The 14,564-nt window shown below is 76.5% G+C and carries 11 protein-coding genes; 8 read left to right on the top strand and 3 right to left on the bottom strand.

The genetic code is table 11. The annotated features are described in order from the left end of the window. Window positions 1-348: 348 nt before the first annotated feature. The 4 genes from C6N75_RS16485 to C6N75_RS16500 all read left to right on the top strand — a co-directional run bounded on the left by C6N75_RS16485 (window position 349) and on the right by C6N75_RS16500 (window position 5,740). Window positions 349-1,254, top strand: coding sequence for an oxygenase MpaB family protein (locus tag C6N75_RS16485; RefSeq protein ID WP_105869669.1), 906 nt, complete (start codon window positions 349-351; stop codon window positions 1,252-1,254). A gap of 172 nt (window positions 1,255-1,426) precedes the next feature. Further along, window positions 1,427-3,031 carry a hypothetical protein gene (locus tag C6N75_RS16490; RefSeq protein WP_105869670.1) on the top strand — a complete coding sequence of 535 codons (1,605 nt, stop codon included), beginning with the start codon at window positions 1,427-1,429 and terminating at the stop codon, window positions 3,029-3,031. A gap of 91 nt (window positions 3,032-3,122) precedes the next feature. After that, a complete protein-coding gene (locus C6N75_RS16495) occupies window positions 3,123-5,150 on the top strand; it encodes an oxidoreductase (protein WP_105869671.1) in 2,028 nt (675 codons plus the stop codon). Between the two features lie 47 nt (window positions 5,151-5,197). Then, window positions 5,198-5,740: a PadR family transcriptional regulator gene (locus C6N75_RS16500; protein ID WP_105869672.1), complete on the top strand. Its 543-nt coding sequence runs from the start codon at window positions 5,198-5,200 to the stop codon at window positions 5,738-5,740. Window positions 5,741-5,767: 27 nt separating this feature from the next. On the opposite strand, the gene C6N75_RS16505 is transcribed toward C6N75_RS16500, so the two are convergent. Then, window positions 5,768-6,958 (bottom strand): zinc-dependent alcohol dehydrogenase, encoded by a 1,191-nt coding sequence (locus tag C6N75_RS16505; RefSeq protein WP_105869677.1) that lies wholly within the window; start codon window positions 6,956-6,958, stop codon window positions 5,768-5,770. Window positions 6,959-7,180: 222 nt separating this feature from the next. On the opposite strand from C6N75_RS16505, the gene C6N75_RS16510 reads away from it, so the two are divergent. Next, window positions 7,181-7,924, top strand: coding sequence for a GntR family transcriptional regulator (locus C6N75_RS16510; RefSeq protein ID WP_105869673.1), 744 nt, complete (start codon window positions 7,181-7,183; stop codon window positions 7,922-7,924). A gap of 111 nt (window positions 7,925-8,035) precedes the next feature. Here the strand turns inward: C6N75_RS16510 and C6N75_RS16515 are convergent, their stop codons facing one another. Together C6N75_RS16515 and C6N75_RS16520 are read right to left on the bottom strand one after the other, a co-directional pair. Beyond that, a complete protein-coding gene (locus tag C6N75_RS16515; protein WP_181160497.1) occupies window positions 8,036-9,568 on the bottom strand; it encodes an amino acid permease in 1,533 nt (510 codons plus the stop codon). Window positions 9,569-9,631: 63 nt separating this feature from the next. Continuing rightward, a complete protein-coding gene (locus C6N75_RS16520) occupies window positions 9,632-10,627 on the bottom strand; it encodes a hypothetical protein (protein WP_105869674.1) in 996 nt (331 codons plus the stop codon). Window positions 10,628-11,015: 388 nt separating this feature from the next. Here C6N75_RS16520 and C6N75_RS16525 point away from each other — a divergent pair, with 388 nt between their 5' ends. The 3 genes from C6N75_RS16525 to C6N75_RS16535 all read left to right on the top strand — a co-directional run. After that, window positions 11,016-12,470, top strand: coding sequence for an FGGY family carbohydrate kinase (locus C6N75_RS16525; protein ID WP_105869675.1), 1,455 nt, complete (start codon window positions 11,016-11,018; stop codon window positions 12,468-12,470). Continuing rightward, entirely contained in the window at window positions 12,467-13,966 is a 1,500-nt protein-coding gene (locus C6N75_RS16530; protein ID WP_105869676.1) for an FAD-dependent oxidoreductase, read from the top strand. Before C6N75_RS16525 ends, C6N75_RS16530 begins: the two co-directional genes overlap by 4 nt. Continuing rightward, on the top strand, window positions 13,963-14,564 hold a 602-nt coding region (locus C6N75_RS16535), incomplete at its 3' end, for an FAD-dependent oxidoreductase (RefSeq protein WP_146132581.1). The genes C6N75_RS16530 and C6N75_RS16535, both read left to right, overlap by 4 nt.

The following is a 14,564-nucleotide window of genomic DNA, read 5'->3' on the forward strand; positions in this document are numbered from 1 at the left end:
CGCTCTCGGTTCAGCCGGCCGCGCGGCCGGCTGAACCGAGAGCGTACGCGGGTGAGTCGGCCCGCCGCCCGGGGCCGGTGCGCGGGCGCGCCCTGTCCGGGCGGCGCCCCTGCCGGCTGGTGGCGGACCGGGACGCCTCGCTGTCCTCCGGGCGCCGCGGGGGCCTCGCCGCCGCGGTGGCGGCGCGGGGCGCGGAGTCGGCGGCGCGGACAACCGCGGAGGTGCGGGGGCGCGGTCCGCCGCCGGGCACGAGGTCGCGGCGCCGGCCCGCTGCCTCCGGTTCGGCCGGTGGCGGTCCGCGCCCGGGTACGGGGTGGGAGACTGGGACTGTCGAACCGGGAGGCGCGGATGACCGACACGAGGGCCCCGAGCGGGCGCGGCGGGGTGCGGGGCGCGGTGGGGGCGGCGCTGTTCGCGCGGGTGGCCGGTCCGCAGGGCCCGAGCAACCGGCGGCGCATCCACGAGACGCCGGGGCCGCGCTGGTTCGGCCCGGAGGCGCCGGTGCGCCGGGTGCACGGGGACGCCTCGATGTTCGTCGGCGGGCTGGCCGCCCTGCTGCTCCAGTCGCTGCACCCGCTGGCGATGACGGCCGTGGCGGAGCACTCCGGCTACCGGGGCGACCCGTGGGGCCGGCTGGCCCGCACCAGCACCTTCCTGGCGGTGACCACCTTCGGCACCGCCGACGACGCCCGGGAGGCGGTGGAGCGGGTGCGCGCGGTGCACGGCCGGATCAGCGGGGTCACCGCCGACGGCACGCCCTACCGGGCCGGCGACCCGAGGCTGCTGACCTGGGTGCACATCGCCGAGGTGGCGTCGTTCCTCGCCGCCCACCAGCGGTTCGGCGCGCATCCGCTGGACGCCGCCGGCTGCGACGGCTACGTGGCGGACACCGCGCGGGTGGCGGAGGCGCTGGGTGCGCAGGACCCGCCGCGCGACCTGGCCGGGCTGACGGCGCGCATCGGCGCGTACCGGCCGGAGCTGCGGGCCACGCCGGCGGCGCGGGAGACGGTGCGGTTCCTGCTGCGCCATCCGCCGCTGCCGTGGCCGGCCCGGCCGCCGTACGCGCTGCTGGCCGCTAACGCGGTGGGGCTGCTGCCGCCCTGGGCCCGGACCGAGCTGGGGCTGCGGCGTCCGGGCGGGGCGGCCGAACCGGTGCTGGTGCGGCCGGGCGGCCACCTGGTGACCGGCGCCATCCGCTGGGCGCTCGGCCCGGGTCGCCCGCAGCACCGGGCGCCGGAGCCGGCGGCGCGCTGAGCGGCGTGCCGCGGGGGCGGACGCCCGGCCGGCGGGGCGTTCGCCCGTTCGGGCTACCTGCGACGATTCGGCTTCCCGGGGCGGGCGGGCTTCCTACGATGACCGCCATGCCCGCGCGCCGTCCGGCGGCGGCCCGGTGCGGACAGCCGCCGCGCAGAGAGGACCCGTGCCCGTGGACGCCCACGCGACGAACGAGCCGAGTGAGTCAGGTGAGGCGGGCGGGCGGGTGCCGGGCCGGGTCTGGACCGTCCGCCTCGATCCGGTCGGCCGCGGCAGCACGGCGGTGCGCGTCTCGTGCAGCCGGCCGGCCTGCGCCGAGCAGAAGCTGCCCGCCGCGGCCGCCGGGCGCACGGCGGCGACCGCGCATCTGAGCGCCCATCTGCGGGCCGGCGCCGGCCCGCGGCCGGAGGCGTACTGCGCCTGCCGGGCCGGGGGCTGCAGTGCGCACACCGACCCGGTGGGCGGGGACGAGCGGGCCGCGGCGGCCTGGCGGTGCGGGGGTCCGGTGGTGCTCGCGGTGATCGCCGACCGGGCGGGGCGCTGGTGGCGGGCGCTGGAGTGCTGTGCGCGCTGCGCTGCCGCGTCCCCGGGTGCGCGGGTGGTGGCCGCGGCGGCGACCGCCGGCGGCGGGGAGCGGCCCCGCCCGGCGGCGGCCGGCGCCGCTCCCGTCCCGGCGGCTCCGGCGGTCGGCCCGCAGTTCTCCCACCGGCTGCCGCCCGGGGTGGCGGCCGCCGGGCCGGCGCTGCCGGCTCCGCGCGGGCCGGGCCGGCCGGTGCGGGCGCGTCCCCAGCCGCGGCGGGTGGGCCGGATCGGGCAGCGGGACGTGCCGGAGGACCTGAGTCCGGTGGCGCTGCGGGACGAACTGGTCGAGCTGGGCGAGCGGTTCCGCGGCTACCAGCGGCTCGCGGAGCCGGATCTGGCGCTGCTGGCCGATCTGCACGAGCGCAAGGCGCGGGCGCTCGGCGACTGGGCGGACGTCGTCGGGGACGGGCGGCTGCGGGCCGAGGCCGACCGGGCGCGGCAGGCGGCCGAGACGGTACGCCGGCAGCACCGGCACCGCACCGGCCAGTGCGATGACGGCGAGGCGCCGGGCGTCGTCCGGGTCCTGAGCGGCGCCGGGCACTGGGAGCGGGCGCGGACGGTGCTCGTCCTGGTCCGGGACCGGGCGCCGCTGCCCGGCCCGCAGGCGCGGCTGCTGGTGCTGATGCTGGCGCTGCGCGCGGCGCGCAGCGGCAGCGGGAACCTCACCGGTCAGGATCTCGACGGCTGGCCGCTGGACGATCCGGTCGGACTGCTCGGCGAGCTGGCGGAGTGCGGGTGGCTGGCGGTGCCCGGAGACGTCGGCGAGGTGATCGCCTCCCGGCCGGAGAGCCCGACCGCTTTCACCGTGCCGTCCCTCGTGCCGGGGCCGGACGGCCCCGGGCCGCTGTCGTTCGGCAAGAACACCCGGGCCAAGCTGAGCGGTTGGGCGCAGAAGGTGGTCGGCGAGAGGAAGCTGCGCAAGCGCCGGACGGCGGCGGAGGTCCGGCTGCTGGCCCTGGCGCTGGCCGCCCGGACGGACCCGGACGGGGCCTTGGGGGCGTCCGGCGAGGGGCTGGAGACGGCTGCGCTGGCCGCGCTGTGCGCGGTGGCGGAGGGCGAGGTGGCCGGGCTGGTCGAGGAGTTGGCCGCGGCGGACTGGCTGGCCGGGGCGGCGCTCGCCGGCGGGCGGCTGACCGGGCGGCTCACCGAGCGGGTCCTGCCCCTGAGCTGCCCGCTGAGCGCCCCGCCGGACTGACCCGGCCCCCTCCCCTCCTTGTGCAACTTGTTGCACAAACACGGCGGGCGTCGCACACTGGGGCGACGACCCGCCCGAGGAGGCAGCCGCGATGCATCCGACCCCCACGCCGTACCCCCGTCTGCTCAGCCCGCTGGACCTCGGGTTCACCACGCTGCCCAACCGGGTGCTCATGGGGTCGATGCACGTCGGCCTGGAGGAGGCGGAGAACGGCTTCGCGCGGATGGCGGCGTTCTACGCGGAGCGGGCGCGCGGCGGGGTCGGGCTGATCGTGACCGGCGGCATCGCGCCGAACGACGAGGGCCGGCCGTACGAGGGCGGGGCGAAGCTGAGCACGCCCGAGGAGGCCGAGCGGCACCGCGAGGTCACCGAGGCGGTGCACGCGGCGGGGGGCAGGATCGCGATGCAGATCCTGCACTTCGGGCGGTACGCCTACCACCGCGACCTGGTCGCGCCCAGCGCGGTGCAGGCGCCGATCAGCCCGTTCACACCGCACGCGCTGACCGACGAGCAGGTCGAGCGGACCGTCGAGGACTACGTGCGCACGGCGGAGCTGGCGAAGTCGGCCGGCTACGACGGGGTCGAGATCATGGGCTCCGAGGGCTATCTGATCAACGAGTTCATCGCGGCCGGCACCAACCACCGCACCGACCGCTGGGGCGGCTCGTACGAGAACCGGGTCCGCTTCCCGCTGGAGATCGTGCGGCGCACCCGGGAGCGGGTGGGGCCGGACTTCATCCTGATCTACCGGCTGTCGATGCTGGACCTGGTGCCGGGCGGCTCGTCGCTCGAGGAGGTCGTCGCCCTCGCCAAGGCGGTGGAGGCGGCCGGTGCGACGCTGATCAACACCGGAATCGGCTGGCACGAGGCGCGGATCCCCACCATCGCCACCTCGGTGCCCCGCGGCGCCTACACCTGGGTCACGAAGCGGCTGATGGGCGCGGTGTCGGTGCCGCTGATCACCTCCAACCGGATCAACACCCCGGAGGTGGCCGAGCGGGTGCTGGCCGAGGGGCGGGCGGACATGGTGTCCATGGCCCGCCCGTTCCTGGCCGATCCGGAGTTCGTCGCCAAGGCGGCCGAGGGGCGGCCGGAGGCCATCAACACCTGCATCGGCTGCAACCAGGCCTGCCTGGACCACACCTTCAGCGGGAGGATCACCTCCTGCCTGGTCAACCCGCGTGCCTGCCACGAGACCGAGCTGGTCCTCTCCCCCACCAGGCTGAGCAAGCGCGTCGCGGTCGTCGGCGCCGGACCGGCGGGCCTGGCCTGCGCGGTCGCGGCGGCCGAGCGCGGGCACGCGGTCACCCTGTTCGACGCGGCCGAGGAGATCGGCGGGCAGCTCGACACGGCCCGGCGCGTCCCGGGCAAGCAGGAGTTCGACGAGACGCTGCGCTACTTCCGCACCAGGCTGCGGGAGCACGGCGTGGAGCTGCGGCTGGGCACGTACGTGGCGGCCGAGGACCTGGCCGGCTGGGACGAGGTGGTGGTGGCGACCGGCGTCACACCCCGGGTGCCGGAGATCGAGGGCGTGGGGCACCGCAGCGTGATCGGCTACCGGGACGCGCTGCACGGCACGGCCGAGGTGGGGCGGCGGGTGGCGGTGCTGGGCGCGGGCGGCATCGGCTTCGACGTGGCGGAGTTCCTCACCGACGGCGGCGAGGGCGCGGACCGCGACCCGGAGGCGTACTTCCGGCAGTGGGGCGTGGACACGGCGTACGCGGGTCGCGGAGGGCTGCGCGCCCCGGAGCGGTCCGCTCCGCCGCGCGAGGTGCACCTGCTCCAGCGCAAGACCAGCAAGGTCGGCGCCGGTCTGGGCAAGACCACCGGCTGGATCCACCGCACCGAGCTGAAGCACCGGGGCGTCACCATGGTCGCCGGCGCGGTCTACGAGCGGATCGACGACGAGGGGCTGCATCTGACGGTGGACGGCGAGCGCCGGGTGCTGGCCGTGGACACCGTCGTGCTGTGCACCGGGCAGGAGCCGCGCCGCGAACTGTACGAGGCGCTGGTGGCGGCCGGCGCGAGCGCGCACCTGATCGGCGGCGCGGACGTGGCGGCGGAGCTGGACGCCAAGCGCGCCATCGACCAGGGCACCCGGCTGGCGGCCGAGCTGTGAGCGGGCGGGGGCGGCCGCCGGGTCGGCGCCGTCCCTAGGATGCGCTCATGTCACTGCCGCACGCGATCCTCACCGCCCTGCTGGAGAAGCCGTCCTCCGGTCTGGAGCTGACCCGCCGCTTCGACCGGTCGATCGGCTACTTCTGGTCGGCGACCCACCAGCAGATCTACCGGGAGCTGGGGAAGCTGGAGGAGGCCGGGCAGATCCGGGCCCTGCCGTCGCCGGTGCCGCTGCGGGGGCAGAAGAAGGAGTACGAGGTGCTGCCGGCCGGCCGGGACGAGCTGACCGGGTGGGTGCTGCGCAGCGAGGACCCCAAGCCCATCCGGGACGCGCTGCTGCTGCGGCTGCGGGCGGCGGCCGTGGCGGGGCCGCGGGCGGTGGACGCCATGGAGGCGGAGCTGGCGCGGCATCTGGCGATGCACGAGGCGCAGCTCGCGGAGTACCTCGACATGGAGCGGCGGCAGTTCGGTCCGGGCCGGGACTCGGAGGCGGACCGGCTGCGGCATCTGGTGCTGCGTGGCGGTATCGAGCTGGAGCGGTTCTGGACCGACTGGCTCACCGAGGCGCTGGCGTCGCTGCGCACCCGGTGAGCCGGAGCCCGGTCGGGCCGGCGTCGCTCAGGGCCTCATGACGATCTTGACCGCGCCGTCCGCCTTCTCCTGAAACGTCTTGTACGCCTCGGCGCCCTCGGCGAGCGGCACGTGGTGGGTGGCGAAGCCGTCCACGCCGAGCGGGTCGTCGTCGACGAGGAGGGGCAGGATGTCGTCGGCCCAGCGGCGGACGTTGGCCTGGCCCATGCGCAGTTGGACCTGCTTGTCGAAGAGGGTGAGCATCGGCAGCGGGTCGGCCGCGCCGCCGTAGACGCCGGAGAGCGAGATGGTGCCGCCGCGGCGGACCAGTTCGACGGCCAGCAGCAGGGCGGCGAGCCGGTCGGTGCCGGCCTTCTGGAAGAGCTTGGCGGCCCATGCCTGCGGTAGGAGTCCGGCGGCCTGCTGGCCGAGGCGGGCGGCGGGGCTGCCGTGGGCCTCGGTGCCGACGGCGTCGATGACCGCGTCGGGGCCGCGGCCGCCGGTGCGGTCGCGGATGGCCTCGACCAGTTCGTCCTGCCCGTCGAAGCCGGTCAGGTCGAACGCCTCGACGCCGCGTTCGCGGGCGCGGTGCAGCCGCTCGGGGACGAGGTCGACGCCGAAGACCTGTCCGGCGCCCTGGTGCAGGGCGATGCGGCAGGCCATGTCGCCGATCGGGCCGAGGCCGAGGACGGCGACGCTGCCGCCGGGCGGGACGTCGGCGTACCGGACGGCCTGCCAGGCGGTGGGCAGCACGTCGGAGAGGTAGAGGTAGCGGTCGTCGGCGGGGCCCTCGGGGACCTTGATGGGGCCGAACTGGGCCTGCGGGACGCGCAGGTACTCGGCCTGGCCGCCGGGGACGGCGCCGTAGAGCCGGGAGTAGCCGAACAGGGCGGCGCCCATGCCCTCGTCGCGGACCTGGGTGGTCTCGCACTGGGTGGGCAGTCCGGAGGTGCACATCCAGCAGTGCCCGCAGGCGATCTGGAACGGGACGACGACCCGGTCGCCGGGCTTGAGGTTCGGCACCTGCGAGCCGGTCTCCTCGACGATGCCCATCGGTTCGTGGCCCAGGATGTCGCCGGGGGTCATGAACGGGCCGAACACCTCGTACAGGTGCAGGTCCGATCCGCACAGCCCGGTGGAGGTGACGCGGATGACCGCGTCGGTCGGCTGCTCGATGCGCGGATCGGGCACCGTCTCCACCCGCACGTCGCGCTTGCCCTGCCAGGTCACGGCCCTCATCGTCATCGTCCCTTCCCGCCGGTACGGTCGGTGTGCTCGTGCGCCGCCGACGGGTACCCAGGGCCGGCGGGGCCGAACGCGCGGGCGGGGCGCGGCCGCAGGCGGCGGTTTCGGCCAGATCAGCCGCCCCCTCTTCCGTAGAGGTATAGACCAATGATAGGTGTGGTGTCACCCGTACGGCAGGCTCGGCTACGCTGAGCGAACATAATCGAGGGTTGAACCATGGCTGAATCGCCCGCCTCCATGCCTCTTCCGCTCTATCTCCGGGTGGCCGCCGCGCTCCGGGACGACCTGACCCACCGGCGGATCGCCCCGGGGACGCGGCTGCCTTCGGAGCGGTCCCTGGTGGAGCGTTTCCGGGTCAACCGGCAGACCGTGCGCAGCGCGCTGCACCTGCTGCGCGAGGAGGGCCTGGTGGTCACGGAGAAGCGGGGCACCTTCGCCGCGCCCGCGGCGGCGCGCGGCGCGGCCGGCAAGGTGCTCGCGCCGGCGGCGGACTTCCCCTGCGGGCCGGCCACCGCGTACCCGGAGGCGTCGACCGGGGTGTGCTGGGAGCCGGCGCCGGTGGAGCCGGCCCGCAGGCTGGGGCTGGTGGCGGGCGAGCACTCGCTGGTGCACCGCTACCGGGTGACCGGGGCGCGGGGCGCGGTGCTCCAGGAGGCGGTGACCCGCTTCTCCCGGCACGCGCTGGTGGAGGTGCCCGAGCTGGCCCGGCTGCGCCGCCCGGCGGACCGGTCGGCCGACCCGGACCTGCGGCCGCTGTACCGGTGGATGCACCGGGCCGGGCTGCGGCTGACCCGGCGGGAGTCGGTCGGGGTGGCCGGCGGTCCCGCCGCGGCCGGCCGGACGCCGGCGTACCTGTCGGTGCACCGGGAGGTGCGCGACCAGCACGGGCACCTGCTGGAGCTGACCGATCTGCGCTTCGCGCCGGAACACGCCGGACTGACCTACGAGTTCACCGGCTGAGGGCCGGTGCGCCGGCGGCGCCCGGGGCGGGCCCGGGCGCCGTGCGCCGCGCGGCGGCGCGCACCGCCGCCGGCCGCGCGGTCCGGCGTACCGCCGCCGGACGGGCCGGTGTCAGACGATGCCCTCGGAGATCTCCGCCTCCTCGCGGGCGGTGCCGTACGCGGTGGCGGTGGGGACGCCGTAGGAGCGGCGGGCCGCGTACCACCAGACGCTGGCGAGGACGAGGACCGCGGCGAGCGCGATGACGGCGTAGTTCATGGTGTCGACGGTGACCGGGGACTTCTGCGGCAGGCAGAACAGCACGGTGACCAGGGCGACCCAGACGACGGCGGTCCAGCCGATCGGCTTGCTCCAGCGGCCCAGGTGCCAGGGGCCGCGCTGGAAGCGGTCACCGGCGCGCAGCCGCAGGTAGATCGGGATGGCGTAGGCGGGGGTGATGCCGATGACGTTGATCGCGGTGACCGCGCCGTAGGCGGTGGCGGACCACAGCGAGGGCAGCGCGAGCAGGGCGGGCACGGCCACCGACAGCCAGACCGCGTTGACCGGGGTCTGGGTGCGGCTGCTGACCTTGCGCCAGGTCTTGGAGCCGGGCAGGGCGTTGTCACGGCTGAAGGCGAAGACCATCCGGCTGGCGGCGGCCGTCTCGGCGTTGCCGCAGAAGAGCTGGGCGACGATGACGACGAGCAGCAGGGCGCTGGCGGCCCCCGAGCCGAGGGCGTCGATGAGGATCTGGGCGGGCGGGACGCCGGTGGCGCTGTTCTGGGTGCCGGCGTAGTCCTGGATGGCGAAGGTCAGTCCGGCGAGCAGGGCGAAGCCGGCGATCCAGGAGACCCAGATGGCGCGGACGATGCCCTTGGCGGCTGCCACCGAGGCGTTGGAGGTCTCCTCGGAGAGGTGGGCGGAGGCGTCGTAGCCGCAGAAGGTGTACTGGGCGAGCAGCAGGCCGATGGCGGCCACGTAGAACGGGTTGGCCCAGCCGGTGTCGTTGACGAACTCGGTGAAGACGAAGCCGGGCGACTGGTGGCTGTCGGGGATGATCGCGAGAGCGCCGACGATGACGGCGACGCCGGCCAGGTGCCACCAGACGCTGATCGAGTTGAGCACGCTGACCAGGCGGACGCCGAAGAGGTTGAGCACGGCGTGCAGCAGCAGGATGACCAGGAAGATCACGAAGGTGGAGCCGGGGGTGGGGGTGAAGCCGAACTGCAGGTTGAGGAAGGCGCCGGTGAACAGGGCGGCGCCGTAGTCGATGCCGGCGATCGCGCCGAGCAGGCCGAGCAGGTTCAGCCAGCCGGTGTACCAGCCCCAGCGGCGGCCGCCGAGCTTGTCGGCCATGTAGTAGAGCGCCCCCGAGGTGGGGTAGGCGCTGGTGACCTCGGCCAGGGCCATGCCGACGCAGAGGACGAACAGGCCGACGCCGGCCCAGCCCCACATCATCACCGCCGGCCCGCCGCTGCCCAGACCGAAGCCGTAGAGGGTCATGCAGCCGGAGAGGATGGAGATGACCGAGAAGCTGATGGCGAAGTTGCCGAACCCGCCCATGCGGCGGGCCAGGACCGGCTGGTAGCCGAGCTCCCGGAGCCGCTGCTCCTCGTCCATGGGCGGAGCCTTGGGCTCCGGCCCGGCCGCTGCGATGCGGGACATGGCGCTACCTCCGAGTGGTGGGGTGGTGTGGACGTACGGATGCGGGGGGGCCGCGCGGGCGGGTCAGCCGTCGCGGGCGGCGGACAGGCAGCGGGCGCGCGCCCGGCCGAACAGCTCCTCGGCCGCGTCCCGGGCGCCGGGGTCGCGGGTGCGGCAGTTCCACGGCTGGGGGGTGTAGTACGGGCCGAGGGCGGTGAAGACGGCCCCGGCGTCGGCGAACCGCAGAGCCCCCCACAGGGCGTGCGCCAGGTGGTTGAGGTCGAGCAGCGAGCAGGCATCGGGGGTGGTGTGCGCGAACCAGGCGTACAGGGCCCGGTCGGCGTCCCGGGCGGCGTCCTCGGCCACCCAGTGCAGGTCCAGGGCGCGTTCCTTGCCGCCTTCGCGGCGGTAGCGCTCGACCCGCGTGTACAGCGGCAGGGCGTGCAGCGGCGAGCCGGGGGGCGCCTGGCCGGCGGCCCACTGGACGAAGTTGACGGCCTCGGACAGCGAGCCGCGCGAGCCGGTCCGGCGGGTGTGCAGGAACTGAAGCATCCGGTGGTAGGCCTCGCGGTTGAACGGGTCGCGTTTGTCGGCCTCGGCGAGCAGCCCCCAGGGCCCGGGCGGCAGCATCGGCCCGGGCGGGCGCACCCGGTGCTCGGCCATGGCCTGCTCCTCGTCCAGGACGGCGAGCGCGAGCAGGCAGGTCCAGGGCACCGGGTCGGCGGGGGCCGCCTGCGCGGCGGCGCCGCACGCCTGCCAGGCCGCGTGCCACAGCTCCTGGGTTCGGGAGTGGCGGGCGCGGTGGGCGCGCACGGCCCGCTCGACGGCCACCCGGGTGTGCATGACCAGGGCGGCGGTGGAGCCGGGCTGCTCGGCCCGCCACGCCTCGACCAGGTCGGAGCCGGCGGCCACGGCGGCCAGCACCTGGGTGCGCTGGGTCCAGGCCGCCCAGTCGGCGGTGGACTCCAGCAGCCTCGCCATGGACAGCCAGCGTCCGGCCCGCAGGTCCTGGACGGTGGCGCGCAGGGCGCCGTCGTGTCCGGCCGGGTGGTAGACGGGGCGGAAGTCCTGGCCGGGCATCACTCCGTCCCCGTCGGCGGGCAGGCTGATCTCGGTGCGGTGGTCATGGTTCCTCGTCGGGCGGGGTGGGGGTGCCGTCCGGTGGTCGCCGCCCCCGAGGGGCGGCGGCGGGACGTCCCGGAAAAGGCGCGTCGGCTACCGGCCGTTGATCGGCGATCACTATAGGGCCGATCACGGGCCGCCGCGCACTTTCGTTCGACAATCGCAAACAGACGCGCCGTGAGTTGTTCTGACGGACCGTCGGTCTCGCCGCGTGGGCATGACGGCGGATGATCTTCCGTCTGGTGGGCGGCACTTGACGGGGCGGGCGGTCTGGACCACGCTTCGAACGGCGATCATGGACGGTCGGCCGGACCGGGCGCGGCCGGCGGCCGGGACGGGAGCGGTGATGACGACGGGGCCGGTACTGGCCGTCGACCAGGGCACCTCGGGCACCAAGGCCCTGGTGGTCTGTCCGGAGCGCGGAGTGCTCGGGTCCGGCTTCGCCCCGGTGCGGCCGCGCCATCTGCCCGGTGGACGGGTCGAGGTGGACCCGCGCGAGCTGCTGGGGTCGGTGCTGGCCGCCGGGCGGGCCGCGCTGGCCGGGGCCGGGGAGCCGGTCACCGCGATGGGGCTGGCCAACCAGGGCGAGACGGTGCTCGCCTGGGACCCGGTGAGCGGCGAGCCGCTGACCGACGCGATCGTCTGGCAGGACCGGCGCGCCGAGGAGGTGTCCGCCGGTCTCGCCCCGCACGGCGAGGAGCTGCGGGCGGCGACCGGGCTGCCGCTGGACCCGTACTTCGCCGCGCCGAAGATGGCGTGGATCCGCCGCCACCTGACCGGCGAGGGCGTGGTGACCACCAGCGACGCCTGGCTGGTGCACCGGCTCACCGGGGCGTTCGCGACGGACGCGGCCACCGCCGGGCGCACGCAGCTGCTCGACCTGGACACGGCCGCCTGGTCACCGGCGGCGCTGGAGGTCTTCGGGCTGGCCGGCGAGCGGTTGCCCGAGGTGGTGGACTGCGCGGGACCCGTCGGCGCGACCACGGCGTTCGGCGCGGAAGTGCCGCTGACCGGACTGGTGGTGGACCAGCAGGCGGCGCTCCTCGCGCACGGGGCCGCCGGCCCCGGCGAGGCCAAGTGCACCTACGGCACCGGGGCGTTCCTGCTGGCGCACACCGGCTCCGCGCCCCGGCGCGGCGGCTCGGGGCTGGTGTCCTGCGTCGCCTGGAGGCTGGCCGGGCGGACGAGCTACTGCCTGGACGGGCAGGTGTACACGGCGGCCTCGGCGGTGCGCTGGCTCACCGACCTGGGGGTGCTCTCCGGGGCGGCCGACCTGGACGCGGTGGGCGGCGGGGTGCCGGACGCGGGCGGCGTGGTGTTCGTGCCCGCGCTGGCCGGGCTGGCCGCGCCGTGGTGGCGGGGCGAGGCACGCGGCTCGCTGACCGGGCTCGGCCTGGACACCACGGCCGGGCACCTGGTGCGGGCGCTGTGCGAGGGGATCGCCGCGCAGGTGGTGGAGCTGGCCGCGGCGGCCGCCGCCGACCTGGGCGCCCCGCTGGCGTCGCTGCGGGTGGACGGCGGCCTGACCCGGTCGGCGCTGCTGATGCAGACCCAGGCCGACCTGCTGCAACTGCCGGTGGAGGTCGCGGCGCTGCCGGACGCCACCGCGCTGGGCGTGGCCGCGCTGGCCCGGATGGGCGGTGAGCCGGGGCTGACGCTGAAGGAGGCCGCCCCGGGCGGCGCTCCGTCCGCGGTCTACGAGCCGCGGATCGGTCCGGACGAGGCGGCCGGGCGGATGGCCGCGTTCCGTGCGGCGGTGGCCGCGCTGCCCGAGCCGTCCGCCCCGGCCTCTTCCCGATGACGGCGCCCGCCGCCCGCGGCCCCGGCGCGGTGACCCGCCGGGGCGGCTTGCCGGCGGACGGCGTGGTGTACGACGTGGCGGTGGTCGGCGCGGGGGTGGTGGGCGCGGCCGTCGCCCGCGAGCTGGCCCGCCACCGGCTGCGCATCGCCCTGCTGGACGCCGCCGACGACGTCGGCGAGGGCACATCCAAGGCCAACACCGCGATCCTGCACACCGGTTTCGACGCCGTGCCGGGCACGCTGGAGGCCCGACTGGTCCGCGAGGGCCACGGACTGCTGACGGCGTACGCGGCACAGACCGGCATCCCGGTGGAGCCGGTCGGGGCGCTGCTGGTCGCCTGGGACGCGACGCAGCTCGCCGCGCTGCCCGCGCTGGCCGCCAAGGCCGCGCGCAACGGCCACCACGGCACCGGGCTGCTGGGCGCGCGGGAGCTGCGGGCCCGCGAACCGCATCTCGGCCCGGGCGCGCTGGGCGCCCTGGAGGTGCCGGGCGAGAGCGTCATCTGCCCCTGGACGACGGTACTGGCCTACGCGGTCCAGGCCGTCCGGGCCGGCGTGGACCTGCATCTGGGGTGCGCGCTGGAGCGGGTCGGGTCCGCGGGATCCGAGGCACCTCGGCAGCCGGGGGAATCCCGGGAACCCGGGGGAGGCGTGCATGAACTGCTCACCTCGCGTGGACGGTTGCGGGCCCGGTATCTGGTGAACGCCGCCGGGCTGCACGCGGACGCGGTGGACGCGCTGCTCGGCTACCGGGACTTCACGGTCACCCCGCGGCGCGGTCAGCTCCTCGTCTTCGACGCCTTCGCCCGCGACCTGGTCCGGCACATCCTGCTGCCGGTGCCGACGGCGCTCGGCAAGGGCGTGCTGGTCGCGCCGACCGTGCACGGCAAGGTGCTGCTCGGACCGACGGCCGAGGACCTGGACCCGGCCGACAAGGCGGCGACCGGCTCGACGGCGGAGGGGCTGGAGGGCCTGCGCGCGCAGGGCGCCCGGATCGTGCCGGAGCTGCTCGCGGAGGAGGTCACCGCCGTGTACGCGGGGCTGCGCGCCGCCACCGGGCAGGAGGACTACCGGATCGCCGCGCATCCGGAGCGGCGCTGTGTGACGGTGGGCGGCATCCGGTCCACCGGGCTGACCGCGTCGATGGCGATCGCCCGGCACGTGGCCGGGCTGCTGGCCGCCACGGGCCTGGACCTCGGCCCGGCGGGCCCGCTTCCGGACGTGCGGATGCCCTACGTGGGCGAGGCCCTCCCCCGGCCGTACGCGGACGCGGCGCTGATCGCCGCCGACCCGGCGTACGGGGCGGTCGTCTGCCACTGCGAGCGGGTGACACTCGGCGAGATCCGCGACGCCCTGGCCTCCGGCATTCCGCCGGTGTCCCCGGGCGGGCTGCGCCGGCGCACCCGGGCGGGGGCCGGGCGCTGCCAGGGCTCCGCCTGCGGGGCCTCGGTGCGGGCGCTGCTGGAGCGGGCGGGACGCAGGGGGGCGGAGCGGTGAGGCGTGAGCGGGCGGTCGACGTGCTGGTGGTCGGCGCGGGTCCGGCCGGGCTGGCCGCGGCGGCCGCGCTGGCGGCGGGCGGCGCGGGCCGGGTGGAGGTGCTGGAGCGGGAGCCCGCGCCCGGCGGCGTACTGCGGTACCTGCCCTCGGCCGGGCCGGGACTGCCGCTGGGCGGCCCCCGGTACGCCGGCCGGCTGGCCGCCGCCGCGCTGCGGGCCGGGGCGGAGCTGCGGTGCGGGATCGGCGCCACCGGTTGGGCGGGCCCGCGAACGCTGGAGACGACCGGCCCGGGCGGAACGGAGCGGATCACCGCCCGGGCGGTGGTGCTGGCGACCGGCGCCCGGGAGCGTCCGCGCAGCGCCCGGCTGGTGCCGGGCACCCGGCCGGCCGGTGTGCTGACGAGCAGCGAACTGCTGCGGTCGGTGCACCTGTTCGGGCAGCGGGTGGGCGACCGCGCGGTCGTGGTCGGCGCGGGCCCGGAGGCGGACCGGGCCGTGCGCGCCTTGCGCACGGCGGGAACGCGGGTCGTCGCCGTCGTCACGGCGGACGGCGGGGTGCGGCTGCCCGGGCCGTACGAGGTGGGGGCGCGGGCGCTGGT

The organism is Streptomyces solincola (assembly GCF_002982015.1).
Lineage (GTDB): Bacteria > Actinomycetota > Actinomycetes > Streptomycetales > Streptomycetaceae > Streptomyces > Streptomyces solincola.

Excerpts from the sequence above, each read along its gene's own strand:
- C6N75_RS16485 (WP_105869669.1), top strand. The coding sequence starts at position 349 with ATGACCGACACGAGGGCCCCGAGCGGGCGCGGCGGGGTGCGGGGCGCG.
- C6N75_RS16495 (WP_105869671.1), top strand. The coding sequence starts at position 3,123 with ATGCATCCGACCCCCACGCCGTACCCCCGTCTGCTCAGCCCGCTGGAC.
- C6N75_RS16500 (WP_105869672.1), top strand. The coding sequence starts at position 5,198 with ATGTCACTGCCGCACGCGATCCTCACCGCCCTGCTGGAGAAGCCGTCC.
- C6N75_RS16505 (WP_105869677.1), bottom strand. The coding sequence starts at position 6,958 with ATGAGGGCCGTGACCTGGCAGGGCAAGCGCGACGTGCGGGTGGAGACG.
- C6N75_RS16510 (WP_105869673.1), top strand. The coding sequence starts at position 7,181 with ATGGCTGAATCGCCCGCCTCCATGCCTCTTCCGCTCTATCTCCGGGTG.
- C6N75_RS16515 (WP_181160497.1), bottom strand. The coding sequence starts at position 9,568 with ATGTCCCGCATCGCAGCGGCCGGGCCGGAGCCCAAGGCTCCGCCCATG.
- C6N75_RS16520 (WP_105869674.1), bottom strand. The coding sequence starts at position 10,627 with ATGCCCGGCCAGGACTTCCGCCCCGTCTACCACCCGGCCGGACACGAC.
- C6N75_RS16525 (WP_105869675.1), top strand. The coding sequence starts at position 11,016 with ATGACGACGGGGCCGGTACTGGCCGTCGACCAGGGCACCTCGGGCACC.
- C6N75_RS16530 (WP_105869676.1), top strand. The coding sequence starts at position 12,467 with ATGACGGCGCCCGCCGCCCGCGGCCCCGGCGCGGTGACCCGCCGGGGC.